The sequence below is a fragment of the Nocardia sp. TBRC8007 genome, from assembly GCF_056629435.1.
Genome location: NZ_JBWSOR010000009.1, coordinates 16811 through 39755, shown reverse-complemented (window position 1 = coordinate 39755; position 22945 = coordinate 16811). Strand labels below are relative to the sequence as shown.

23 protein-coding genes are annotated in these 22945 nt (G+C 64.3%); 12 read left to right on the top strand and 11 right to left on the bottom strand.

The features are described from left to right. Positions 1–76: 76 nt before the first annotated feature. The 3 genes from ACX4ZE_RS10825 to ACX4ZE_RS10815 all read right to left on the bottom strand — a co-directional run bounded on the left by ACX4ZE_RS10825 (position 77) and on the right by ACX4ZE_RS10815 (position 3979). Complete coding sequence (locus ACX4ZE_RS10825) at positions 77–1087, bottom strand: DUF8176 domain-containing protein (RefSeq protein ID WP_480273229.1); 1011 nt, start codon at positions 1085–1087, stop codon at positions 77–79. 81 nt (positions 1088–1168) lie between these two features. Further along, positions 1169–2245: a hypothetical protein gene (locus ACX4ZE_RS10820; RefSeq protein WP_480273228.1), complete on the bottom strand. Its 1077-nt coding sequence runs from the start codon at positions 2243–2245 to the stop codon at positions 1169–1171. Positions 2246–2575: 330 nt separating this feature from the next. Further along, positions 2576–3979: an NAD(P)H-quinone dehydrogenase gene (locus ACX4ZE_RS10815; RefSeq protein ID WP_480273227.1), complete on the bottom strand. Its 1404-nt coding sequence runs from the start codon at positions 3977–3979 to the stop codon at positions 2576–2578. A gap of 177 nt (positions 3980–4156) precedes the next feature. Between ACX4ZE_RS10815 and ACX4ZE_RS10810 the strand changes: the two genes are divergently transcribed. After that, complete coding sequence (locus ACX4ZE_RS10810; RefSeq protein WP_480273226.1) at positions 4157–4624, top strand: gamma-glutamylcyclotransferase family protein; 468 nt, start codon at positions 4157–4159, stop codon at positions 4622–4624. Positions 4625–4875: 251 nt separating this feature from the next. On the opposite strand, the gene ACX4ZE_RS10805 is transcribed toward ACX4ZE_RS10810, so the two are convergent. The 3 genes from ACX4ZE_RS10805 to ACX4ZE_RS10795 all read right to left on the bottom strand — a co-directional run bounded on the left by ACX4ZE_RS10805 (position 4876) and on the right by ACX4ZE_RS10795 (position 8137). Beyond that, the gene (locus ACX4ZE_RS10805) at positions 4876–6021 is read right to left on the bottom strand and encodes a M20 family metallopeptidase (RefSeq protein ID WP_480273318.1); all 1146 of its coding nucleotides are present in this window, start codon (positions 6019–6021) and stop codon (positions 4876–4878) included. A 107-nt stretch (positions 6022–6128) separates the two neighbouring features. Continuing rightward, positions 6129–7361: a M20 family metallopeptidase gene (locus ACX4ZE_RS10800; protein ID WP_480273225.1), complete on the bottom strand. Its 1233-nt coding sequence runs from the start codon at positions 7359–7361 to the stop codon at positions 6129–6131. A 71-nt stretch (positions 7362–7432) separates the two neighbouring features. After that, the gene (locus tag ACX4ZE_RS10795) at positions 7433–8137 is read right to left on the bottom strand and encodes an enoyl-CoA hydratase-related protein (protein ID WP_480273224.1); all 705 of its coding nucleotides are present in this window, start codon (positions 8135–8137) and stop codon (positions 7433–7435) included. A 378-nt stretch (positions 8138–8515) separates the two neighbouring features. On the opposite strand from ACX4ZE_RS10795, the gene ACX4ZE_RS10790 reads away from it, so the two are divergent. Both ACX4ZE_RS10790 and ACX4ZE_RS10785 read left to right on the top strand, forming a co-directional pair. Beyond that, the gene (locus ACX4ZE_RS10790; RefSeq protein ID WP_480273223.1) at positions 8516–9295 is read left to right on the top strand and encodes a purine-nucleoside phosphorylase; all 780 of its coding nucleotides are present in this window, start codon (positions 8516–8518) and stop codon (positions 9293–9295) included. Beyond that, a complete protein-coding gene (locus ACX4ZE_RS10785; RefSeq protein WP_480273222.1) occupies positions 9296–10792 on the top strand; it encodes a phospho-sugar mutase in 1497 nt (498 codons plus the stop codon). A 63-nt stretch (positions 10793–10855) separates the two neighbouring features. Here the strand turns inward: ACX4ZE_RS10785 and upp are convergent, their stop codons facing one another. After that, on the bottom strand, positions 10856–11479 hold the full coding sequence (gene upp, locus ACX4ZE_RS10780) for a uracil phosphoribosyltransferase (protein ID WP_480273221.1): 624 nt from the start codon (positions 11477–11479) through the stop codon (positions 10856–10858). Between the two features lie 148 nt (positions 11480–11627). Between upp and ACX4ZE_RS10775 the strand changes: the two genes are divergently transcribed. The 5 genes from ACX4ZE_RS10775 (at position 11628) to ACX4ZE_RS10755 (ending at position 15262) form a co-directional block, all read left to right on the top strand. Continuing rightward, complete coding sequence (locus tag ACX4ZE_RS10775) at positions 11628–11945, top strand: hypothetical protein (protein ID WP_480273220.1); 318 nt, start codon at positions 11628–11630, stop codon at positions 11943–11945. A gap of 4 nt (positions 11946–11949) precedes the next feature. After that, positions 11950–13062 (top strand): C40 family peptidase, encoded by a 1113-nt coding sequence (locus ACX4ZE_RS10770; RefSeq protein ID WP_480273219.1) that lies wholly within the window; start codon positions 11950–11952, stop codon positions 13060–13062. Then, positions 13059–13400: a hypothetical protein gene (locus tag ACX4ZE_RS10765; protein ID WP_480273218.1), complete on the top strand. Its 342-nt coding sequence runs from the start codon at positions 13059–13061 to the stop codon at positions 13398–13400. The genes ACX4ZE_RS10770 and ACX4ZE_RS10765 overlap by 4 nt, the downstream gene beginning before the upstream one ends. Positions 13401–13619: 219 nt before the next feature. Then, the gene (locus tag ACX4ZE_RS10760) at positions 13620–13967 is read left to right on the top strand and encodes a YbaB/EbfC family nucleoid-associated protein (protein ID WP_480273217.1); all 348 of its coding nucleotides are present in this window, start codon (positions 13620–13622) and stop codon (positions 13965–13967) included. Positions 13968–13993: 26 nt separating this feature from the next. Then, positions 13994–15262: a primosomal protein gene (locus tag ACX4ZE_RS10755; RefSeq protein ID WP_480273216.1), complete on the top strand. Its 1269-nt coding sequence runs from the start codon at positions 13994–13996 to the stop codon at positions 15260–15262. Here ACX4ZE_RS10755 and ACX4ZE_RS10750 read toward each other — a convergent pair whose 3' ends face one another. The 4 genes from ACX4ZE_RS10750 to ACX4ZE_RS10735 form a co-directional block, all read right to left on the bottom strand. Further along, positions 15263–15919 (bottom strand): hypothetical protein, encoded by a 657-nt coding sequence (locus ACX4ZE_RS10750; protein WP_480273215.1) that lies wholly within the window; start codon positions 15917–15919, stop codon positions 15263–15265. A 137-nt stretch (positions 15920–16056) separates the two neighbouring features. Next, positions 16057–17154: an adenosine deaminase gene (locus tag ACX4ZE_RS10745; protein WP_480273214.1), complete on the bottom strand. Its 1098-nt coding sequence runs from the start codon at positions 17152–17154 to the stop codon at positions 16057–16059. A 168-nt stretch (positions 17155–17322) separates the two neighbouring features. Next, entirely contained in the window at positions 17323–18624 is a 1302-nt protein-coding gene (locus tag ACX4ZE_RS10740) for a thymidine phosphorylase (RefSeq protein WP_480273213.1), read from the bottom strand. 118 nt (positions 18625–18742) lie between these two features. Beyond that, entirely contained in the window at positions 18743–19174 is a 432-nt protein-coding gene (locus ACX4ZE_RS10735) for a cytidine deaminase (protein ID WP_480273212.1), read from the bottom strand. A gap of 276 nt (positions 19175–19450) precedes the next feature. Between ACX4ZE_RS10735 and sdhC the strand changes: the two genes are divergently transcribed. The 4 genes from sdhC to ACX4ZE_RS10715 are packed head-to-tail and all read left to right on the top strand — an operon-like array spanning position 19451 to position 22893. Then, positions 19451–19849, top strand: coding sequence for a succinate dehydrogenase, cytochrome b556 subunit (sdhC, locus tag ACX4ZE_RS10730; RefSeq protein WP_480273211.1), 399 nt, complete (start codon positions 19451–19453; stop codon positions 19847–19849). A gap of 2 nt (positions 19850–19851) precedes the next feature. Then, positions 19852–20283, top strand: coding sequence for a succinate dehydrogenase hydrophobic membrane anchor subunit (locus ACX4ZE_RS10725; protein ID WP_480273210.1), 432 nt, complete (start codon positions 19852–19854; stop codon positions 20281–20283). A 16-nt stretch (positions 20284–20299) separates the two neighbouring features. Next, entirely contained in the window at positions 20300–22114 is a 1815-nt protein-coding gene (sdhA, locus tag ACX4ZE_RS10720) for a succinate dehydrogenase flavoprotein subunit (protein WP_480273209.1), read from the top strand. Continuing rightward, entirely contained in the window at positions 22114–22893 is a 780-nt protein-coding gene (locus tag ACX4ZE_RS10715; protein ID WP_480273208.1) for a succinate dehydrogenase iron-sulfur subunit, read from the top strand. Before sdhA ends, ACX4ZE_RS10715 begins: the two co-directional genes overlap by 1 nt. Positions 22894–22945: the final 52 nt, after the last annotated feature.

Below are 22945 nucleotides of genomic sequence, written 5' to 3'. Positions count from 1 at the left end.
CTGTCGCACACTTCGATCAGAATTCTAAGTATTCATCCCATGATCTGATATCGATACGTGGCGAACTCGATTTTCACTATGGGCGTTTTTTGGTCAGATAGATCGCGTAGACCAGGAACTTGCCATTCCGGTTCACCGTGGTGACTGTCTGCCGGTACACCGTGGTGGTTCCGTCGGGTCGGTGTTCGGTCACATCGACATCGAAGGTATCGGAAGTCAACTCGGTGATCCGTAGACAATGTGTGGTGCCGACCGGCACCTGTTCGTCGATGCCCTTCTGGATGACTTCGGCGACCGAGATGTTCTCTTCATCCTCGGCGACGAATTGCCGGACCCGCTCGCCGCTGCGTTCGACGTAGAAAGCATGCTGGAAGCCGAGAATGGCGTCTGGACCAGTGTCGGTGCCGCCCGAACCATTACCAATGGTGACCGCGCCGGTCTGGCTGAATGGGCAGCTCAACGCCGCCGTAGTACCACTCGATCCAAAAGCGGCGCCGGTATCGTCGCTGTTACTGGAGAGCGCGATGACGGTCCCGGTCAACGCGATCGACACCACGATCGCCGCGACTATACCGAGCACGACCCACCGGGACGAGAAACCGGAACGCGGTGCGGACTCGGGCGCCGCCTGGGCGCGCAATGCCAGCCGCATGGCGATCGGGTCCTCAGCCCAGGACAGGCCCGGCTCGGTGGACAGGGGAGGCTTGGGCACATCCCCCTCCGCGGTCGGCCGGTTCCACCACGCGTCCCGCTCCCCGCCAACGGGCTGCGGACGCGCGGCCGCAGTGGCAGACTGCTCGGGCTGGGCGGGCGAAGATGACGTGGCAGATTGTTCGACGTTGCCCGTGGCATCCGGAGCGCGGTGCTGCGGGGGCAGTGCGGATGGCGCGTCTGGCTCACCCGCTGGGCGCCAAATGAGTTCAGGGTGGTCGGCCTGCTGCTGCGCTACTTGCCAACGCCGACCAGTATCATCGCCCATCGACGGCCCGAACGCGGAAACCGGCGGCCCGAATTCCCCCAACGGAGGACCGAACTCCGAGCTGGACCGGTCGGATTCGTTCTCCCTCGCATCACCCTCGGAAGCCACACCCAATCCTTTCCAGGACACACAGGTGGGGCGGCCGTGAACGACCGCCCCACCCATCGAAATCGATTCGTGTCAGTACTATCAGTACTGGAGTGAACCACCCCACTGGGTGATGACACCACCCACCTCGATGGTTTGCGGTACGAGTTCACCCGGCTGCAGCGGCAGCCTGACCGCTGCGGCGGCCTCTAATGCCACCGCGCCACCCGGCTGCTCCCGGATCCAGTTCTCCACCGCCGCCCTGGCCATGTTCAGCTGAGTGGTATCGAGCACCATAGCGGTGCTGTTGTCCTCTACCCCCTCGCCACCGGTATAGGTGGTCAGCTTGATGGTGTTCGGGTCGACGAACTCCACCGAGACACCTGCCTCGCCCGCGCCCGTCGGAGTGCGATAGCCGATGGTTCCGACGTAACCCGCATCGTTGCCGAAGTGATGAGTATTGGCCACATGACCGGGCAGTAGAGTCCCGCCGTCGATATTCGCGCCGAGCTCAGCGTGCGGACCGGTCATCTCCACGACCGGAGCGGGCGGAGCCTCCTCCAGGCGCGGCGCCTCCCAGCGCGGCTGCTGCGGCTGCACCAGCATGGAATTCTCCGGCTGCCGCTCATCGTCGGCCTCAGCGGCCTCGGCGTTCTCGGTATCCTCCTCGGCCTGGCCGCCCGACTCCGGCGCGGCCTGCTCCGACAGGGTCCCTGGCCGCGGTTTCTCCGCCGAACGACCCGGAACCGGCAACGGAGCGATTCGCGGAGTAGTCACCCCCGGCTGAGTGGGCTCTGCCAGTTCCTGATCGTCCTCCTGCTCGGACAGAGCCCGGTTCGAATCCGGAGTGGTGATGCCGGGCTGGCTCGGCGTCGGTGTGCTGTCCGGCTGCTGCGGCTCCTGCCCGGACTCCGGCTTGTTCGGCTGCGGCTGAGTGGTCTCCGGGGTACTCGGCGACTCGCTCACACCCGGCTGCGCCGGAGCCGGCGTTTCCGGGGTACTCGGCGACTCGCTCACACCCGGCTGCGCTGGAGCCGGCGTCGCAGGCGTGGTCGGCTGGTCGTTGGGAGCCGCCCCCGCCGGCGCAGCGAAGAGAGTAGCCACTGCAGCCGCTGTGGCCAGCGGCAGCGAGCTGTTCGCCATCACTCGCTGTGCCCGGCTCGGCTTACGATGTTTCACTTTTCGCGATCCCTTCCCGGATGCGACCTGATCGGTCACATTCAGTTGTCTCTGGGTGAGACGCCTGACCGTCGAACGATCCGAGTCATTCGCCGTGCCTATTTGGAAAGGACATATCCCCCACGCCGAACCTCGCGACCGCCCTCCGATCGCGTCTCTGCCGAGGAGTGAACCACATGCACGCATGATGAGCAACGTGACGAATAGTCAAGGGTGACAAGAGAGCCCAAGCCCGCTGGGCTCAGCGCATACCAAAATGTTTTCCGACGATGTCATCAATTCCGCGTCATCAGTTTCGCGCATCGTGCCGGTGATATTTCGCGGCGGCGATCAGCCCAAATCGTCGTGGCGCATCAGCAAGCGTGCGGCTTCGGTCACCGAACCGCTGAGCGAGGGATACACCGAGAAGGTTTGAGCCAGGTCGTTGACCGTCAGATTGTTCTGCACCGCAAGCGCGATCGGCAAAATCAGCTCCGAGGCGATCGGTGCGACGACAACGCCTCCGATCACCACTCCAGTCGCAGGACGGCAGAAGATCTTGACGAAACCGCGTCGCAACCCGGACATCTTGGCACGCGGATTGGTGTTCAGCGGCAGCATCACTGTACGCGCGGGCACCTCGCCGTTGTCTATCGCGGTCTGGCTGACACCGACGGTCGCGATCTCCGGCCGAGTGAATACCGCGGAAGCGACGGTCTTAAGCCGGATCGGGCTGACGCCTTCGCCGAGCGCGTGGTACATCGCGATACGTCCCTGCATTGCGGCCACCGAGGCCAAGGGCAACAAACCGGTGCAGTCCCCCGCAGCATAGATGCCGGGAATCGAAGTGCGCGATACTCGGTCCACTCGTAGATAGCCACCGCTGTCCAGCTCGATACCGACCCGCTCCAGCCCGAGCCCCGTGGTGTTGGGTATCGAACCGACGGTCATCAGCGCATGCGAACCAGAGACGGTGCGGCCGTCGGACAGCTTGACCACAATGCCATCGGCAGTACGTTCCACGGCATCGGCACGCGCGTATTTGACCAATTCGACGCCGCGCTCAGCGAACGCCTCTTCCAGGGCGAGCGCCGCATCGGCATCCTCGCTCGGCAGCACCCGGTCGCGACTGGAGACCAGCTTCACCCGCACGCCCATTTCGGTATACGCGGAGACGAACTCGGCGCCCGTCACGCCGGAACCGACCACCACCAAGGTCTCCGGCAGCTTCTCCAGGTCGTAGAGCTGACGCCAGTTGAGTATGCGCTCACCATCCGGTTCAGCACCAGGCAGCACACGGGGGCTCGCGCCAGTAGCGATCAACACCACCTCGGCCGATAAAGTCTGCTGCGCACCGTCGGCCAGCTTGGCCAGCACTCGGTGCGCGGCCAAACCACCAGTGGGATCGATCAGCTCGCCGCGACCTGACAATACCGTCACCCCGACGGTCTGTAGCTTCGAACGGATGTCCGAGGATTGCGCCAGTGCCAGCGCCTGCACCCGCGCGTTCACTTCGGGCAGCTGCACCTGTGCCTGATTCGGATCGAGAGTGATTCCGAGACCGCGAGCGCGGCGTAGATCGGTACGTACGCCGGTCGAAGCGATGAATGTCTTGGAAGGGACACAATCCCACAGCACACATGCCCCGCCGATGCCGTCGGAATCGATCAGTGTCACCGACGCCCCGTGCTGGGCGGCTACCAACGCCGCCTCGTAGCCGGCCGGTCCACCGCCGATGATCGCGATGCGGGTCATTGATACCTCCGCTCGTGCCTGCGCACCGGGATCTCCGGCACGAGATAGACGTTATCCGGCAACCACCTCGCACCTCCGTTCACGTCACTGCCGTGCGAACCAGATCCCTGACGGGTGTTACGCCGCAGGTGCGGTAATCAAACGCAGTCCGCGGAGATTATTGGCTACTCTTTTGTCGTGCCGATCTATGCCGCCTACGGGTCCAACATGGACTCAACGCAGATGCTCGAGCGCTGTCCGCACTCACCCATGTCCGGGACGGGCTGGTTGGAAGGCTGGCGGCTCACCTTCGCTGGTGACGACATCGGCTGGGAAGGGCCGCTCGCGACAGTCGTCGAGGACCCTGGTTCACGCGTGTTCGTCGTGCTCTACGACGTGTCCCCTGAGGACGAACAACGGCTGGACCGTTGGGAGGGCTCGGACTTCGGGATCCACAAGAAAATCCGCCTGCGCGTCACCCGCGGCACCGACGAACCCACGTTGGCCTGGCTCTACGTGTTGGATGCTTATGAAGGCGGCCTGCCATCGGCCCGCTATCTCGGCGTCATCGCCGACGCGGCCGAGAAGGCAGGAGCACCAGAAAAGTACGTACACGCGTTGCGCACCCGCAACAGTCGTAATGTGGGGCCGGGGCACTTCAGTTGATCGCACGTCGCGAAACGCGAAGTCCGTAGCCGCTGCTGGTGTCCATCGGGTTGCCGCGCAATGGGCCCACCCTGTGACGAAATCGCCACTATGGCGAATATCACTGCGCCCGGTAGTACGACAACCGGATCGGCGAGGAGATCTCAGTGTGCCCGGAGCACTGATAGTGCTCAGTGTGCCCGGAGCACTGATAGTGCTCAGTGTGCCCGGAGCACTGATAGTGCTCAGTGTGCCCGGAGCACTGATAGTGCTCAGTGTGCCCGGAGCACGATATTGCTCAGTGTCCGAACACCGACCTCGAGCGCCCGCTCGTCCAGATCGAAGGTCGGTTGGTGCAGATCCAACTGTTCCCCCTCACCAGACCAGACGCCCAGGCGCGCCATCGCGCCAGGAACCTCCTCCAGATACCAGGAGAAATCCTCGCCACCGCCGGATTGCGTGGTGTCGGCCAGCGCATCCGGGCCGAGCGCACGGATCGCTTCCTCGAACATACGGGTGGAATGCACATCATTGACTACCGGTGGCACGCCACGCCGATAGTTCAGCTGGTAACGCACGCCTGTGGGGGCGAGCAGTCCGTCTACAATTTCGCGGACCATCGGCTCCAACAACGACCAGGTCGTGTGATCGCCGGTCCGGATAGTTCCGGTAAGCATGCCGGTCTGCGGAATAGCGTTCGGCGCTTTACCCGCACTGACCGCACCCCACACCATGACAGTGCTGGTGCGCGGGTCGATACGGCGGCTGAGCAAGCCGGGCAGACCCGTGATCACTGTGCCGATCGCATAGACCAAATCGCTGGTCAAGTGTGGGCGCGAAGTGTGACCACCCGGCGAGTCGAGCACAAGTTCTATGGTGTCGGCGGCCGAGGTGATCGCACCGACGCGAATTCCGACCTGCCCCACCTCGAGACGAGGATCGCAGTGTAGTGCGAAGATCCGCTCCACCCCCGTCATCGCACCTGTAGCGACCACGTCGATCGCACCGCCTGGCATGACCTCTTCGGCGGGTTGGAAGATCAGCCGGACACCGACGGGCAGCTCAGGCACCTCGGCCAGCGCCAGAGCTGTGCCGAGCAGGATCGAGGTGTGCGCGTCATGACCGCACGCGTGCGTCACGCCCGGCACCGTGGAGGCGAAACTCAGCCCGGTGAACTCCTGCAGCGGCAACGCGTCCATATCGGCGCGCAGCCCGATCCGTGGCCCATCCGGACCGATATCGCAGATCAAACCGGTTCCGCCAGGAAGCACCCGCGACTCCAAGCCCGCCTTGGCCAGCCACGAGGAGACGAATTCGGTGGTACCGAACTCGGTACGGGACAGTTCCGGATTCGCATGGATGTGCCTGCGCCACTGCACGAGATCGTCGGCGTGATCGGCCAGCCACGACTGCACCACTTCATGCCCGGATCTCCTGATACCAGGCACCACAGAGTTTCCAGAACTCTCCGTGGCTCCCCAGGTGCCCGCTATCGGCTCCGTTGCCGACGAACGGCTGACTATGCTCACCGAATGTCCTCCTGTCGTTGAACCAACCGTTGCAACAATCTGTCCCTATGGACTTCATCGCGCGCGACAACGATTGCGGTACGTGCCAGCGCGGCCGCACCGTCGAGGACCGCCCGATCCGCTGAAGCATTGACACTCGCCGCGGCGAATCCTGGCTGGTGCAGCACCGCGCCATCGGCTTCTATGCCGATAACCGGGTGAATACCCGGAATGACATTGGTGACATTGCCCATGTCCGTGCTGCCCAGCGGCCGTTGTGCCTCGAGCTCCGGGGCTATCGGCACACGTCCCGATGCGATGATCTGCTCGCGGTAAACAAGTAGTAACTCCGGATCCGGGGTCAACTCGGTGTAGGTCGGCGAGAGTGTCCGAATCTCGTGGGTACAGCCGGTCGCGAGAGCGCCTGCCTCGAAGCAGGCCGATGCTCGTCGCAGCAGATTATCGAGGGATGCGGAATCGGCTGCGCGTAAGTAATACAGCAATTCCGCATATCCGGGCACGATATTGGGGGCTACGCCACCATGCCCGACTATACCGTGCAACTGCTGGTCGGGCAGAAGATGCTGCCTTAGCAAACCAATAGCAACCTGCGCGACGGTGCTCGCGTCACCCGCGTTGCGCCCCTGCTCCGGGGCCGCACTGGCGTGTGCCTCCCGCCCGTGGAAAGTCACCGACAGGTCGGCGAGCGCCAACGAACGAGCACCGACGATGTCCGCCGACCCCGGATGCACCATCATCATCATCGCGACGTCGTCGAATACCCCGCGCTCCAGCAAGAGCACCTTGCCGCCGCCGCTCTCCTCGGCCGGCGTACCGAACACCAGTACCGTGATGCCCAGTGCGTCGGCGACCTCAGCGAGTCCGAGTGCCGCACCCACCGCAGCGGCCGCGATGATGTTGTGCCCGCAGGCATGCCCGATCTCTGGTAAGGCGTCGTATTCGGCGCAGATCCCCACGGTCAGCGCTCCATTGCCATACCTGGCTCGGAAGGCCGTCGGCAGCTCGGCGATGCCGGTCTCGACCTCGAAACCACGTTCGGCGAGCGAGGCGATGATCTTGGCGGCACTGCGATGCTCCTCGAACGCCAGTTCAGGTTCGGCGTGGATGGCATGCGAGAGCGCGATCAGCTCGGCGGACGCGGCGACGATCACAGCATCGCTGCGGGCAGCCGAGAACACTGCGTGGTCGTCCGGGTCTGATTCCCGGTATCCACTGCACGAGGGTGGCATACAACACAGTCTCGCATCAGCCCGGCGAACCGGCGCGCCCCACGCCGGTCCACCGGAGTTACGCACCCTGCTCAGCCCGCCGTGAACGTCAGGTTCTCCGGGGTGGTCGGTACCGCGAGGCCTGCCAGCGCTTTCGCGTGCAATGCGCGCTTTATCACCGGCAAGTTCGGCTTACGATTGCCCGTCAATGCCGCGGCCCGCTCGATCGCGGTCGCGAGCAGCACGGAAGCTTCGGCCTTCCCGTCCACGATGCCCACGGCGATCGCCTCGTCGGCAGGGTAACGGTGACCGGTGGTCATCGCCTGTACACAGACCTGATTGGACAACCTCTCGGTGAGCAGGGCATTCATCGCGACAGTAAACGGCATGCCCAGATGTACCTCGGGCAAGCAGTAGAAACCGCGGTCGGCACGCATCACACGAAAATCGTGTGCGGTCGCCAGCATGGCGCCCGCGCCGAAAGCGTGTCCGTTGATCGCCGCGACAGTCGGCATCGGGAAGGTGAGCAAACGGGTGTAGACCGAGTGCACCCGGTCGAGATAACTGTGCGTCTTGTCCGGGTTGCTGAACAACCAGTCTGTATCCAGACCATTGCTGTAGAACTTCCCCGTGGAAGTGGTCACCAACGCGGCAGGACCCTCAGAGCTCTCGACCTTGTCCAGCAGCCCGTGGAGTTCATCGATCCAATCGGGGTGAAAGCGGTTTTCGCTATCGGTCTGTCCCTCGGTCCCGAGGTAGACAACGAACACTTCCCCTTGACGTTCCAGATACGGCATGCATGCAGCGTATAGACTACGTTGTATTCGCCATGCGCCGCCCGCTCCACGCCGTGGCCCCTGACCACAGAGGCCCCACCCCTTGAACGACCCACCCGAACCGTCGGATTCGGCCCTTGCAAACACACCACTCGGCAAACACACCACTCGGCAAACACACCCCACTCGCCCACATCCCCTCAGATGCGAGTCGCGTACAAGCAACCAAACGCACACACCACAGAAACGAGCACCACATCACAGCCCATCTCACGTCCGAGCGACCGAAGCGCATGCGCCGCGGACGCGAGCCTCGGTCGCTCGGACGCGAAAGTTCCTGGGGCCGCGAACACGCAATGCCGCAGGCACTGCGAATCAGATACAGATATGGTGACGATCATGCTTGCCGAATTGGGCGCCGAAGCAATCGCCGAACGTACCGGAGTAGCGCACCATCGAGTCGCGGTAGTACTGGGATCAGGGTGGCAGGACGCGGCCGAGGAGATCGGGATGCCACGTGTGTCGCTGCCGATGCCGGAGCTCCCCGGATTCGGTAAGCCGAGCGCGGAGGGCCATCCGGGCATGGTCCACTCGGTCAGAGTCGGCGACACTTCGGTGCTGCTGTTGGTGGGCAGACAGCATCTCTACGAGGGCTACCGGCCCGCCGACGTAGTACATCCGGTGACGGTGGCTGTCACAGCGGGCGCGGAAATCGTTGTACTGACCAACGCCGCAGGCAGCCTCGACCCGCACCTCGAGGTGGGCGAACCGGTGCTGATCAGTGACCATCTCAATCTCACCGGCCGTACGCCGCTGGCCGGAGCGACCTTCGTCGACCTCGTCGATGCCTGGGACCCCGAACTGCGGGCGCTGGCCAAAGAGCTCAACCCGAGCCTGGCCGAGGGGGTCTATGCCGGCCTGGCCGGTCCACAGTACGAGACTCCGGCCGAGATCCGGATGCTGCGCACCCTCGGCGCGGATCTGGTCGGCATGTCCACGGTGCTGGAGGCCATCGCCTGCCGCGCGCTCGGCGCACGGGTGCTGGGGATCTCATTGGTCACCAATCTGGCCGCAGGTGTCACCGAGGCGAATCTGTCCCATGCCGAGGTGCTCGCCGAAGGGCGCGCCGCCGCGTCACGACTCGGTAAACTGCTGCGCGGCGTGCTGGAACGGATATAGATGCTGCGCTTCGGTACGGCAGGCTTGCGCGGACCGCTGCGCGATGGCCAGGACGGTATCAATATCACCACGGTGACCAGGGCGAGCGCCGGAATCGCCGACTGGCTGCGCGAGCGTCGCCTCAGTGGCGGCGCGGTGGTTGTCGGCCACGACGCCAGGCACGGCTCCGCTGAGTTCGCCGTGGCGACCGCGGAAGTCTTCACCGCGGCGGGTTTTCCGGTGACATTGCTGCCCTATCCGGTGCCGACACCAGTGGTCGCGTACGCGGTGCGTGAACTAGGGGCGGTCGCGGGCGTACAGATCACCGCGTCCCACAATCCCCCCACCGACAATGGCTACAAGGTCTATCTCGACGGCGGGACACAGCTGATCGCACCGGCCGACACCGAGATCGAGCGTTGCATCGAAGCGGTCACCGAACCGATCGCCCGCGCGCCGATCAGCCCGGCAGACGACGCTGTGGTGCGCCGCTATCTGAACCGCGTCGCCGAACTTCCCGCGCTGATCGGCGGCTCCGGTGAACGGGCCAGTGTGCGGATCGCGCTCACCGCACTGCACGGTGTCGGCGGACATCTGACGGTGGACGCGCTCACCGCAGCAGGCTATCCCGACGTCCACGTGGTCGACGAGCAGTTCGAGCCGCACCCGGACTTCCCCACCGTCGCGTTCCCGAACCCTGAAGAACCCGGCGCGACCGACCTACTCCTCGCACTGGCCGCGCGGACCGGTGTAGACCTGGCGATCGCGCTCGACCCTGATGCCGACCGTTGCGCGGTCGGCATCCCGCAGCCGGACGGCAGCTGGCGGATGCTGCGTGGCGATGAGACCGGTGTGCTCCTCGCCGACTGCGTGCTGCGCACCGCACCGGCAGGCGCCTTGGTGGCGACGACCCTCGTGTCCTCGCGCCTGCTAGCCGAACTGGCTCCCGCGCGCGGCGGCCGCTATGCGGAAACGCTCACCGGTTTCAAATGGCTGGCCCGCGCAGGCGACGGCTTGGTATACGCCTATGAGGAAGCGATCGGCCACTGTGTCGACCCGGCGGTGGTCCGTGACAAAGACGGCATCTCCGCCGCCGTGCTCATCACCGACTTGGTGGCCGGGCTGAAGGCGAAAGGCCGCACTCTGGCGGACGAACTCGACGGCTACGCGCTCGAATTCGGCCTGCACGCAGGTGATCAGGTGTCGCTGCGGCTGGCCTCCGCGCGGGAGGCCGAGGCGATCGTCGAACGGTTACGAGCCAACCCACCGGATGAGATCGCTGGAGAACCGGTCGAATACACCGATCAGCTCCAAGAGCGCGGCCGGATGCGAACCGACGCACTGATCTTCGAGAGCGGCACATCGCGCATAGTCGTGCGCCCCTCGGGCACGGAACCCAAGCTCAAGTGCTATCTGGAGGTGGTCGAACCGGTCGGCTCACGCGCGGGCCTCCCAGCGGCACGCACCGCTGCGCACAAGCGTCTTTCGGCGCTGCGTACCTTCTGCCTGGCACTGTGACGTTTCTCGAACCAGATCAGCGCCCAGGCCTGATCAGCGCAGGCCTGATCAGCGCGGGCCTGATCAGCGCGGGCCGAACTGCCGATCCCCGGCGTCGCCGAGACCGGGCACTATGAAGGCGTCCTCGTTCAGGCCCTGATCGACGACCGCAGCGACCAATCGCACCGGAAGACCCGAGTCTTCCAACGTGGCAATGCCTTCCGGTGCGGCGACAACACATACCGCAGTGATGTCGGTAGCGCCTCGCGCCGCGAGCAACTCCAAGGTGTAGCGCATCGACCCACCCGTGGCCAGCATCGGATCGAGCACGAAAACCGGTAAACCGGCAAGTTCGGCGGGTAACGACTCCAGATAAGGCGCAGGCAGGTGGGTGTCCTCGTCCCTGGCAAGACCGACGAATCCGATTCTGGCTTCCGGAATCAACTCAGCGGCGGCGTCGATCATGCCGAGCCCGGCACGCAGCACCGGAACCAGCAACGGTGGCTGGGCAAGTCGGATACCCTCGGTGACGGCGACCGGGGTAGGGATCTCGAACCGCTCGACCGGCGCGGCACGCAACGCCTCGTAGATCAGGATGCCGGTCAGATCGCGCAGGGCGGCGCGGAAGGCCGGATTCGCTGTGCGCTCGTCCCGCATCGTGGTGAGCAGAGCTGCGACAAGTGGGTGGTCCACGGTGTGGGTATGCATGAAAGAACGATAAACTCAGCTCAGGCGCAGCGCCGGATCTATCCGGCGTACCCGGTTTTCCCAAGGGACGGAACCGAACCCGGGTAATGCGCGTCGAACCGAGTAGATGACGTACTCTGCGTGGGAACAACAGATGGGGGAATCTCGAATGCGAAAGATGTCGGCGGATACCGAGGGCATCGCCGCCTATGGCGCGACCGCCCACGCCATGGCGAGTGAGCTGGCGACGGCGGGGGGCGGCGCGGCGGCGGAGCCCGCGGCGCTCGGCCCGATCATGGGGCTCGTCGGGGCCGACTTCATGGTGGCCTACACCGCGGCACACGCCGGGCACCTCGCCTCGATCGGTCAGCTCTCGGCGGTATTGGCCAGTATGGGTGGCGCGGCCACCGGCGCGGCGACCGTCCTCACCGAAACCGACGCCGCGGCCGCGAACGCGCTGCGGAACGTCGCTGCCGGCCTGGAGTGAGTTCATGATGGATATCAACGCGCTGACCAAACCGCTCCTGGATCTGCTCGCCTGCCTCGGCACCGGGGTGCTGCCTACTGGCGGTCCGGCCGATGCACTGCGCAGCACTTCGGCCGTGATCGATCAGATCCATCAGCGTGGTCGCGACAGCATCACCGCGATGAACACCGCGTGGGACGGGCGAGCCGCGGATGCCGCCACCGCCAAAGCACTGCGAGTGCAGACCACAACGGCCACCATCTCCGATCGCGGTAACCAAATGGCCATGGTGATCGGCCAGGCGGCGGCCGAGGTCGAGGCAGGCCAGAAAGAGCTCACCGCCATCGTGCAGTCGTTCGTGCACGCTGCGGCGAGCCTTGGGCCCGCCTTGACGACGCCGCAGGGGCTCGCCGCGCTCGTGGGTTCGGCGATCGAGCACATCGGCCGGGCGCTCGCGGTAGTCGGCCGGGTGCGGAATGAGCTGCGTACCTGCACCGCGTTGATGAACGACCTGATCCCCCCGCCGCCGACTCCACCGCTCTCCGGTGTACCCGGCCTCGGCATAAACCAGGTGATATCCGTCGGTGCCGGTGCGCTCGACGGGGTCGGCCAGATGCTGAGCACCGCGCTGGCCGCACCGCATCCGCAGCCATCCGCCCCGCACGGTCTTGGCGAGATTCCCGCCCCATCGACAGCTATCGAACCAGGCACCGGTTCATCGGAAATGCCCGCCGATGGCGATGGCGTGCGAATCGCGCTACCCGACGGCAGTCTCGTGGAGGCACCGAACGAACAGGCCGCCACTGCGGTCCGCTCGGCGCTCGGTGCCCTCGGCACCCCCTACGTATGGGGCGGAAACAGCCCAGGCGCCGGACTGGACTGCAGCGGGCTCACCAAGTACGCCTACAGCGAGGCCGGCGTCGATCTGCCCCGGCTCGCGGCCGAGCAGAGCACTGGGGCCACAGCAGTGTCCCCCGGTAACCTGATGCCCGGCGACCTCGCGATCTGGGATGGTCATGTGGCCATGGTGATCGGTAACGGACAGTTCGTCGAGGCGGGTGACCCAGTCCAGATCAGCTCTATTCGAACGGAGAACTCAGGCATGGACTTCCACGGTTTCTACAGGCCGACGGCATGAACCAGCCCCAAGTCCCCAACGTTACGGTGGCAGGAAGCAGTAACCGATCGGGCACCGTCTCGGTGCGAGCGACCGATCAGGGCATGCCGGTGGAGATCACCTTCGAACGCAGCGAGTATCGCTACGGCGCACAGCCACTCGCCGATGAGATCCTGCGGCTTACCAAGCGCTCCACCATCGCGGCACGAGCCCGGCGGCGCGAACTTCTCGCCGAGGCCGGCATGCCCTCGGACGTTCTGGACCGGCTCGGTCTGCCTACCCGGCAACAAGCAGTGAACGAACTCGACCGGATCGACGACGCGGACACCGGACCGACAAGCTGGATGAGACCGGTATGAGCGGTCAGGCCCGCAGGTGGTAGCGAAGCGTAACCCCGCAGGGCTCCGCTCATACCAGAACAGAACCCAGCATGAGCGGTCAGGCCCGCAGGCGGTAGCGAAGCGTAACCCCGCAGGGCTCCGCTCATACCAGAACAGAACCCAACATGAGCGGCAAAGCCTGCAAAAGATAGCGAAACGTAACTCTATAGGCCCCGTCCACACCAGAAAAGGAACAATATGAGCGCGGAGATGGACGCTCTGGTGACGTCGGCGACCCAGAAACTAGAGGCGCTGGAAGCGGCGCTGTATGGGTTGAAGCAGGTACACGGACAATTCACCACCGAGGACGGCTCGGTGCGTGTCGAGGTGAACAGCGATGGCGCGCTGGTGGGTCTGACCTTGGCGGAATCGGTCACCGCCCTGCCGCCCACCGAGGTCGGACAGTTGATCGTCTGGGCATGTGGGCAAGCCGCCGAGGATGCGAGCGCGCAGCGATCCAAGGTCGTTGCGACGCTGAACGAGTCGTTTGTCTCTCCCACCGGCCCCCTGGCTGACCAGCATGGGGGCGGGCGGGATAGTGCCTGACGGGGAAGGTCGATAGGCTACCGCACATGGCTTCTGGAGACATCGTCCCGATCGAGCTCGGCCTGACCGACGGCGATCTCGTCACCCTTTGGGCACCGCGCTGGCGCGATGGCGATGATGAGTGGGAGGCATTCCTCGGACACGAGGATGCCCTCTACGGCTTCGAGTCCATCGCGGAACTGGCCGCCTTCATCCGGACCAGCTCGGACAACGACCTCGTCGACCATCCGGCGTGGACAGTCGTCGCAGGTCTGTCTGCGGTCGAACTGGAGCCGGAGAAGAACTTCACCTTCGACTTGATCGCGGTACCGGAGCTTGCCGCAGGTGAGCCGGACGTGGACGTTGTCGCCGAATTGGAAGACACCCTCGACATGGTGCGTAACCTCGGCGAGGTCTGTGAACTGGAAACTGTGACCAAGTTCTTCAGTTCACATCCGGTGCTCGGCGCGCTGCCCGGTGGTGCGAGCGCGTTCGTCGGGCGCGACGGCGAGGAACTGTGGGACCAGATCGGCGCGGCTATCGCCAAGGGGTGGGACGACGTCCTGGATGCCATCGACTCCACCATCCAGACACCCGAGGTCAATGCCGAGGCGGTCGCGGTCGCCGAGGCCGAACTGCTGGCCGCGGAGGAAAATGTCGTCGATGCGGACGACGCGGCCGATAGTGACGAAGACGAGGAATTCGAGCCGGTCGACCTAGACGAGGAAGACGAAAACCAGGAAGACGAGAACGAGGAAGATGAGAACGAGTCGTTCTGGCATGAGGTCGGCATCGACCCAGTCAAGATCGTCACATCCGAGGGCAACTTTTTCACCCTACGCTGCTATCTCGGAGACGAGCCGATCTTCCTCGGCACCGACGGCTCGATCACGGTGTTCTCCTCTGAGCGTGCACTGGCCCGCTACCTCGCCGATGATCACGAACACGATCTGACCCGAGTGAGCACTTTCGTCGATGTGCAGACCGCAGCGGTGGACGGCTCCCTAGAGATCGAGATCACCGACGAGAACGTTTATGTGCTGCCCGGCCTGACCGACGATCTAGCGGAAGGACCGGAGGCGGTCGACATCGAACAACTCGACTTGGCGGTCGAACTGTTCACCGATGCCGCCGACTACGCCGACAACGACGCCGTCGAACAGGCGCTGGCCCAGTCCACCCCCTTGGGCTGGTACGTCTCCTACCTGCTGAATCCCGATCCCACCCGGTTGGCGCCTAATCCGCCGTTCACCGCCGAAGCACAGGCCTGGCGTGAGCTGGAACACAACTTGGAATCCCGGCTCGACAAGCAGTAGCTAAAACAAGCGGATCCAGACCTGCTCAGCCTGCCCGAGCAGGCGTCCGTCCGCGCCGTAGGCCGCGGTCGAGGCGAAGCATTTCCGGCCCTGCTCGCCGTGCCTCGCCCCCACAACGACACAATGCTCTCCGACTGAAGGCATGCTGTGCACGGTAGCGGTCATCGTACCGAGCAAGGCGGGACGGTCGAGCATGCCGGGGAGCGACCAACCGCCGGGACAGTCCAGTGCGGCCCACAGCACCGGTGGCTCCAGCGGCACTGTGCCGTCGGGCACCCATGGCGCGGCTACCCGTCCCTCACCTACCGCACCCGGCTTGATGCGTAACCCATCCGCACGGTCGCCACCACAGACGAAGCAAGAAGAGAACATCGTGTTGCTCCGATAGGTACCCGACGCCGCGGCCGCTTCAGCAAACGGAACGGGAAGCGGTGCGTCCCGTTCCAGCGCACCGCCGCTCAACTCGGCGACCAGCACCTCGCCGTCATACAGTCGCTCGTCCCGCACTTCGAGCGGCGTATCCAACGGCGGTGGGCTGCACAGGACCACCGTCACCGCGGCCTCCGCACGCCGCTCGGCGAGCAGGCCGCATACGTAACCGCCGTTTCCGGAGTCGGGCGGGCCATTGAACCGGCGAGGAATACGCAAGATCGCCATGGCCGACTACCCTAGCGAACGGTGCTCGACCCTAGATCGAGCCGAGCGCCGCTCGATCCGTTCACCCGCCATCGGCCGGCCCGACACCATGCGGTCGATTACGTCGGCATCTAGTCGAATCTCGTTGTATCCGCACACTATCCGATGAGCACGGCATATCCGGGCTTGATGATGTCATCGATGATCCGCAGCCGTTGCGGGAACGGGATGAACGCCGACTTCATGGCGTTGATGGTGAACCGCTCCAGATCACTCCAACCGTAGCCGAATGTCTCGACCAGCTTGAGCATCTCCTGGCTCATACTGGTATCGCTCATCAGCCTGTTGTCGGTATTGACCGTCACGCGGAAGCGCAGTCGGGCCAGCAGGTCGAAGGGGTGCTTATCCAGTGAGGGCACAGTGCCGGTTTGGACGTTCGACGACGGGCACAGTTCCAGCGGAATGCGCATGTCTCGCACATAACTGGCAACCAGCCCGAGCTGCGCGTCCTCGATCGCGCCCGGCACACTGATATCGTCGGTGATGCGAACTCCGTGACCGAGCCGGTCGCAGCCGCAGAACGCGAGCGCTTCATGGATGGACGGCAGACCGAAGGCCTCGCCCGCATGGATCGTGAAGTGCGCGCTATTGGTACGCATGTACTCGAATGCGTCCAAATGCCTACTCGGCGGAAAGCCCGCCTCCGCGCCCGCGATATCGAAGCCGCCGACGCCACGGTCGCGGAAGCGCACCGCCAGCTCTGCGATTTCTCGCGATCGCGCCGCATGCCGCATCGCGATGAGCAGGCAAGTCACCACGATGGTGTGCCCCTGCTCGGCAACCGCGGCCTCACCCTCACGGAAACCGGCGAGGGTGTGTTCGACCACTTCGTCCAGGGTGAGCCCGTGCTCCAAGTGCTGTTCCGGGGCAAAACGCACCTCCGCGTACACCACACCGTCGGCAGCGAGATCCTCGACGCATTCGCGGGCAACACGGCGTAGCCCCTCCGGGGTCTGCATCACGGCGACGGTATGGACGAAGGTCTCCAGATACCGTTCCAGCGATCCGCTGTCAGCCGCGTCACGGAACCAGGCCGCTAGTGACGCCTCATCGGAGGCAGGCAGGTCGGCATAGCCGTTGTGCGCGGCTAGCTCTAGCACCGTCGCGGGCCGTAGGCCACCGTCGAGATGATCGTGCAGCAACGCTTTCGGCGCTTGGCGGATCGAAGCGAGGGTCAAAGGCATCGGTCCAGTCATGTATCGACGGTAGCTGTAACACTCCGGATCGGCAGCCAACTCCAGGCGTGGCGACTATCTCGTTGCCGGACAGAAGCCGGCTGGAACAAAATGAGCTACCGAATCAAGCCCGTCGCATCCTGCCGATCAGCATGTCAGCGACTCGATGCCGCAAACCAGCGCGACAGATCAACGCACGACACGATCAAGAATCAGCGGAGCGGGCAGAACAGCATCAGGGGCAATAGCGACGGGGGCAATGGCGACGGCATCGTTCAGCGCCGCCGCCGCACCCGCGAATGCTTCGGGAGTGTCGGTGTGCATGGTGAGCAGCGACTGTCCCACGGTAACGGAGTCGCCCGGCTTGGCGTGCATAATGACGCCCGCGCCGGACTGCACCGGATCATCTTGGCGCGCGCGACCCGCGCCGAGACTCCGGGCAGCGATGCCGACGCCGAGCGCGTCGAGCCGGGTCAGCACACCATCAGCAGTAGCCCGTAAGGTCTCGGTGTGTTTCGCGACGGGCAGCGGCGCATCCGGGTCGCCTCCTTGCGCACGGACCATCGCCCGCCAGTGGTCCATCGCCCGGCCGTCCGTCAGCGCATCGGCGGGGTCGGTATCGATTCCGGCCAGAGCGACCATCTCGCGGGCCAGGGTGAGCGTCAGCTCTACCACGTCCGCAGGCCCACCTCCGGCGAGTACCTCCACCGATTCCGCGACCTCGAGGGCATTGCCCGCAGTGCGGCCGAGCGGGGTATCCATGGCGGTGAGCAGTGCCACTGTCTGTACGCCCGCGTCGATGCCCAGCTCGACCATGACCGTGGCCAATTCGTTTGCCGCATCGAGCGTATTCAGGAAGGCGCCGGAGCCGACTTTGATATCGAGCAGCAACGCCGCGGTGCCCTCCGCGATCTTCTTGCTCATGATCGAGCTGGCGATCAACGGGATCGATTCGACCGTGCCGGTGACATCGCGCAGGGCATATAGGCGCCGGTCGGCTGGCGCGAGGTCGGCGCCCGCCGCGCATACCACCGCACCGATCCTCGGATCCGCCAGAATGTCGCACATTCGCGGCACCGACACGTCGGCTTGCCAGCCGGGAATGGCTTCCAGTTTGTCCAGGGTTCCGCCGGTGTGGCCGAGCCCACGTCCGGACAACTGCGGTACCGCGGCCCCGCATGCGGCCACCAGAGGGGCCAACGGCAACGTGATCTTATCTCCCACCCCGCCGGTCGAGTGCTTGTCCACGGTCGGTCTGGACAGGCCGGTGAGATCCATGCGCTGCCCGGAATCGATCATCGCGGCGGTCCATCCGGACATCTCGCGCCGGGTCATCCCGCGCCACATAATCGCCATGGCCAGCGCGGACATCTGCTCGTCGGCCACCGCACCTCGGGTGAATCCGTCCACTACCCAGTTGATCTGCGCATCGGACAGTTCCCTGCCATCCCGCTTGGCTGTGATGATCGAAACCGCGTCGAATGCTGTCACGCCCGCCAGTCTGACATGAGCTCGCTCCGCCTCCCCCTCAGTTACTGCCGGCCGTCGCTGGCGCATACCCGGGTCGGCCGACACCGCATCGCGTCCACCGCTACCCGCGCCGCCGACCTCACCGTGGCCTACTCTTCTCGGCAGAATCGGGCACTTGCCCAGCGTTCAGGTCCATTGGACCGAATGCATCCGGCAGCAGCATACGTAACGGCACCGCTCCGGCCTTACTATCCACCAGGAGCTCGGCACCACCGTGCTCATGGAGCAATTGCCTGCAACGCCCGCATGGCATCAGGATTTCGCCGCGAGAATCGACCACCGAGATGGCCAGCAAGCGTCCCCCACCCCCCGAAATCAAGTTACCGATCAGTACACATTCGGCGCACAGGGCCAATCCATATGAGATATTTTCCACATTGCAGCCGATCACAATTCGCCCATCGGCACTGAGAGCCGCAGCGCCCACCGGAAACTTCGAGTACGGCGCATAGGCATTATGCATAACTTCAATTGCATTGTCGTGCAATATTTTCCAGTCGATATTCGACATAAGAAGCTCTTTTCGGTCGAGCGGAACGCAGCCGCGCGAGGCCCGCGCGGAAACCCCGCACACACAGAGGAAGGCGAACCTAACTCAACCGTTTGCCGCATAACGTGTGACACACCGAATTAGTTCCGAGAATGTAAGGGGATTAGAGTCCACAACAGATCGGTTCAGGTTCCCTGCGATGGGCCGGAGGACAGCCACCAGGGCATTCAACCCCCACTGCGGTCGGCGTCGGACCTGCAACCGGGTCCATCAACGACGTTGGAGGCACCGCGCTCTATGACCACGATTCAAGCTCCGGCCCAGCCGAAGCGAAGGACACTATACCGAGGCGACCCCGGAATGTGGTCGTGGGCGCTGCACCGGATCACCGGCGTCACCGTCTTCTTCTTCCTTTTCGTCCACGTGCTGGATACTGCGCTGGTACGCGTGAGCCCAGAGACCTACGACGAGGCGGTCGAGATCTACAAGACCCCCATCGTCGCATTGATGGAAATGGCCTTGGTCGCCGTCGTGCTGTTCCACGCGCTCAATGGCGTCCGCGTGATCCTGGTGGACTTCTGGACCAAGGGACCGAAGTACCAGCGCCTGATGCTCTGGATTGTCCTCGCGGCCTGGTTCCTGCTGGCGGTTCCCGCGATCGGACGCCAGTTCTTCTACCTGTTCACGGAGCACTGATCATGAGCGCACCTGTTCTCGGCAAGTCCTACGACCGTCCGGCGAGCCTGGATCTGCCCCGCTCGCCACGCGCGCGCTCGAACAACAATTTCGAGAAGTACGCGTGGCTGTTCATGCGATTCTCCGGTCTCCTGCTGATCGTGCTCGTTCTCGGGCACATGGCGATCATGCTGCTACTCGACGGCGGTGTGAAGCGGATCAATTTTGCTTTCGTCGCCGGTCGCTGGTCCAGCCCATTCTGGCAACTCTGGGACCTGAGCATGCTATGGCTGGCACAGCTGCACGGCGGCAACGGGCTGCGCACCGTAATCGCGGACTATGCCCGTAAGGATTCGACCCGGTTCTGGCTGAACACCCTACTGGCCATCTCGATGATCCTGATCATGAGCGTGGGCACCTACGTCATCTTCACCTTCGACCCCAACATCAGTTAGGAACAGGCCCCCTCGCATGAGTGAGCGCAGCGAACCAATCAACGGGACCGGCGAATCGCGCCCTGTCCAGGAGCATCGCTACGACGTCGTGATCGTCGGCGCGGGCGGCGCCGGCATGCGTGCCGCGATCGAGGCAGGCCCACGTGCGCGGACGGCGGTACTGACCAAGCTGTACCCGACCCGCAGCCACACCGGCGCCGCCCAGGGCGGTATGTGCGCCGCCCTGGCCAACGTCGAAGAAGACAACTGGGAATGGCACACTTTCGACACCGTCAAGGGTGGTGACTACCTGGTCGATCAGGACGCTGCGGAGATCATGGCCAAAGAGGCCATCGACGCGGTGCTCGACCTGGAGAAGATGGGGCTGCCGTTCAACCGCACCCCAGAGGGCAAGATCGACCAGCGGCGCTTCGGCGGCCATACCCGTGACCACGGCAAAGCCCCGGTGCGCCGCGCCTGTTACGCCGCCGACCGCACCGGTCATATGATTCTGCAGACGCTGTATCAGAACTGCGTCAAGCACGACGTGGAGTTCTTCAACGAGTTCTACGTACTCGATCTAGTGCTCACCGATACCGAACGCGGTCCGGTCGCGACCGGTGTGGTCACCTATGAGCTGGCCACCGGCGACATCCATATCTTCCATGCCAAATCGATCGTGTTCGCCACCGGCGGCTCCGGCCGGATGTACAAGACCACGTCGAACGCCCATACTCTGACCGGCGATGGTATGGCGATCGTGTTCCGTAAGGGGCTGCCGCTAGAGGACATGGAGTTCCATCAGTTCCACCCGACAGGTCTGGCCGGCCTGGGCATCCTGATCTCCGAGGCCGTCCGCGGCGAGGGCGGCATCCTGCGCAATGCCGATGGCGAGCGCTTCATGGAGCGCTACGCCCCCACCATCAAGGATCTCGCTCCGCGTGATATCGTCGCGCGCTCGATGGTGCTCGAGGTACTGGAGGGCCGCGGCGCCGGGCCGAACAAGGACTACGTCTACATCGATGTGACCCACCTCGGCGAAGATGTGCTCGAGGAGAAGCTGCCCGATATCACCGAATTCTCCCGGACCTACCTCGGCGTAGACCCGGTGAAGGAATTGGTGCCGGTGTTCCCGACCTGCCACTACGTGATGGGCGGTATCCCTACCCGCATCCGTGGCGAGGTACTGCGCAACAACACCGATATCATCCCCGGACTCTACGCCGCTGGTGAATGCGCCTGTGTGTCGGTGCACGGCGCCAACCGTCTCGGCACCAACTCACTGCTGGACATCAACGTGTTCGGTCGCCGCGCCGGCATCGCCGCCGCGGAGTACGCACAGCGCAGCGAGTTCGTCGACCTGCCGGAGCATCCGGCGCGGATGGTGCAGAACTGGCTGGCCCAGCTGCTGAGCGACCATGGCAACGAGCGGGTCGCCGACATCCGCACCGAACTGCAGCGGTCGATGGACAACAACGCCTCGGTGTTCCGTACTGAAGACACCCTCAAACAGGCCCTCACCGACATCCACGCGCTCAAGGAGCGTTATGCGCGGATCACGGTGCAGGACAAGGGCAAGCGCTACAACAGTGATCTACTCGAAGCCGTCGAGCTCGGCTTCCTGCTCGAGCTGGCCGAGGTCACCGTGGTCGGTGCGCTCAACCGCAAAGAATCCCGTGGCGGCCACGCCCGCGAAGACTACCCCGATCGCGACGACGTGAACTACATGCGGCACACCATGGCCTACAAACAGGTCGAAACAGGATCTCCGGCCGAGCTTCTCTCCGATATCCGCCTGGATTTCAAGCCCGTGGTGCAGACCCGTTACGAGCCGATGGAGCGTAAGTACTGATGACTGCTGTTATCGAGAACCCAGCAGCGCCTGTGGCAAAGCCTGCTCCGGTCCCCGCAGGCTCGGTGATGATCACCGTCAAGGTGGCCCGGTTCAACCCTGAAGACGATAAAGGCGCGCACTGGGAATCCTTCCAAGTGCCGGTGCTGCCGACCGACCGGTTCCTGAACGTGCTGATCTACATCAAGTCCTACCTGGACGGTACGCTCACCTTCCGCCGCTCCTGCGCGCACGGTGTCTGCGGTTCCGACGCCATGCGCATCAACGGTGTCAACCGGCTGGCCTGCAAGGTGCTGATGAAGGACATGCTGCCCAAGGGCGACAAGTCTCTCACCGTCACCGTCGAGCCGATCCGCGGCCTGCCGGTGGAGAAGGATCTCGTGGTGGACATGGAGCCGTTCTTCGACGCATTCCGCGCCGTGAAGCCTTATTTGATCACCTCAGGTAACGAGCCCACCCGCGAACGCGTTCAGAGCCAGGCCGACCGCGCCCGCTTCGATGACACCACCAAGTGCATCCTGTGCGCCTGCTGCACCACCTCCTGTCCGGTGTACTGGAGTGACGGCAGCTACTTCGGTCCGGCGGCGATCGTGAACGCGCACCGCTTCATCTTCGACAGCCGCGACGAAGGCGCCCGCGAACGTCTCGACATCCTCAACGATGTCGAAGGCGTCTGGCGCTGCCGCACCACCTTCAACTGCACCGATGCCTGCCCGCGCGGTATCGAGGTCACCAAGGCCATCCAAGAAGTCAAGCGAGCCCTGCTCTTCACCCGCTGACCACCGTGGCCCAGCTACTCCGAGAGTCGTCTTTCCTGGATAGGAAGGCGGC

Bases quoted from the DNA above. Each gene is read 5' to 3' on its own strand.
- ACX4ZE_RS10815 (WP_480273227.1), bottom strand. From the start codon at position 3,979: ATGACCCGCATCGCGATCATCGGCGGTGGACCGGCCGGCTACGAGGCG.
- ACX4ZE_RS10800 (WP_480273225.1), bottom strand. From the start codon at position 7,361: ATGCCACCCTCGTGCAGTGGATACCGGGAATCAGACCCGGACGACCAC.
- ACX4ZE_RS10795 (WP_480273224.1), bottom strand. From the start codon at position 8,137: ATGCCGTATCTGGAACGTCAAGGGGAAGTGTTCGTTGTCTACCTCGGG.
- ACX4ZE_RS10790 (WP_480273223.1), top strand. From the start codon at position 8,516: ATGCTTGCCGAATTGGGCGCCGAAGCAATCGCCGAACGTACCGGAGTA.
- ACX4ZE_RS10785 (WP_480273222.1), top strand. From the start codon at position 9,296: ATGCTGCGCTTCGGTACGGCAGGCTTGCGCGGACCGCTGCGCGATGGC.
- upp (WP_480273221.1), bottom strand. From the start codon at position 11,479: ATGCATACCCACACCGTGGACCACCCACTTGTCGCAGCTCTGCTCACC.
- ACX4ZE_RS10775 (WP_480273220.1), top strand. From the start codon at position 11,628: ATGCGAAAGATGTCGGCGGATACCGAGGGCATCGCCGCCTATGGCGCG.
- ACX4ZE_RS10770 (WP_480273219.1), top strand. From the start codon at position 11,950: ATGATGGATATCAACGCGCTGACCAAACCGCTCCTGGATCTGCTCGCC.
- ACX4ZE_RS10765 (WP_480273218.1), top strand. From the start codon at position 13,059: ATGAACCAGCCCCAAGTCCCCAACGTTACGGTGGCAGGAAGCAGTAAC.
- ACX4ZE_RS10760 (WP_480273217.1), top strand. From the start codon at position 13,620: ATGAGCGCGGAGATGGACGCTCTGGTGACGTCGGCGACCCAGAAACTA.
- ACX4ZE_RS10755 (WP_480273216.1), top strand. From the start codon at position 13,994: ATGGCTTCTGGAGACATCGTCCCGATCGAGCTCGGCCTGACCGACGGC.
- ACX4ZE_RS10750 (WP_480273215.1), bottom strand. From the start codon at position 15,919: ATGGCGATCTTGCGTATTCCTCGCCGGTTCAATGGCCCGCCCGACTCC.
- ACX4ZE_RS10745 (WP_480273214.1), bottom strand. From the start codon at position 17,154: ATGACTGGACCGATGCCTTTGACCCTCGCTTCGATCCGCCAAGCGCCG.
- ACX4ZE_RS10735 (WP_480273212.1), bottom strand. From the start codon at position 19,174: ATGTCGAATATCGACTGGAAAATATTGCACGACAATGCAATTGAAGTT.
- sdhC (WP_480273211.1), top strand. From the start codon at position 19,451: ATGACCACGATTCAAGCTCCGGCCCAGCCGAAGCGAAGGACACTATAC.
- ACX4ZE_RS10725 (WP_480273210.1), top strand. From the start codon at position 19,852: ATGAGCGCACCTGTTCTCGGCAAGTCCTACGACCGTCCGGCGAGCCTG.
- sdhA (WP_480273209.1), top strand. From the start codon at position 20,300: ATGAGTGAGCGCAGCGAACCAATCAACGGGACCGGCGAATCGCGCCCT.
- ACX4ZE_RS10715 (WP_480273208.1), top strand. From the start codon at position 22,114: ATGACTGCTGTTATCGAGAACCCAGCAGCGCCTGTGGCAAAGCCTGCT.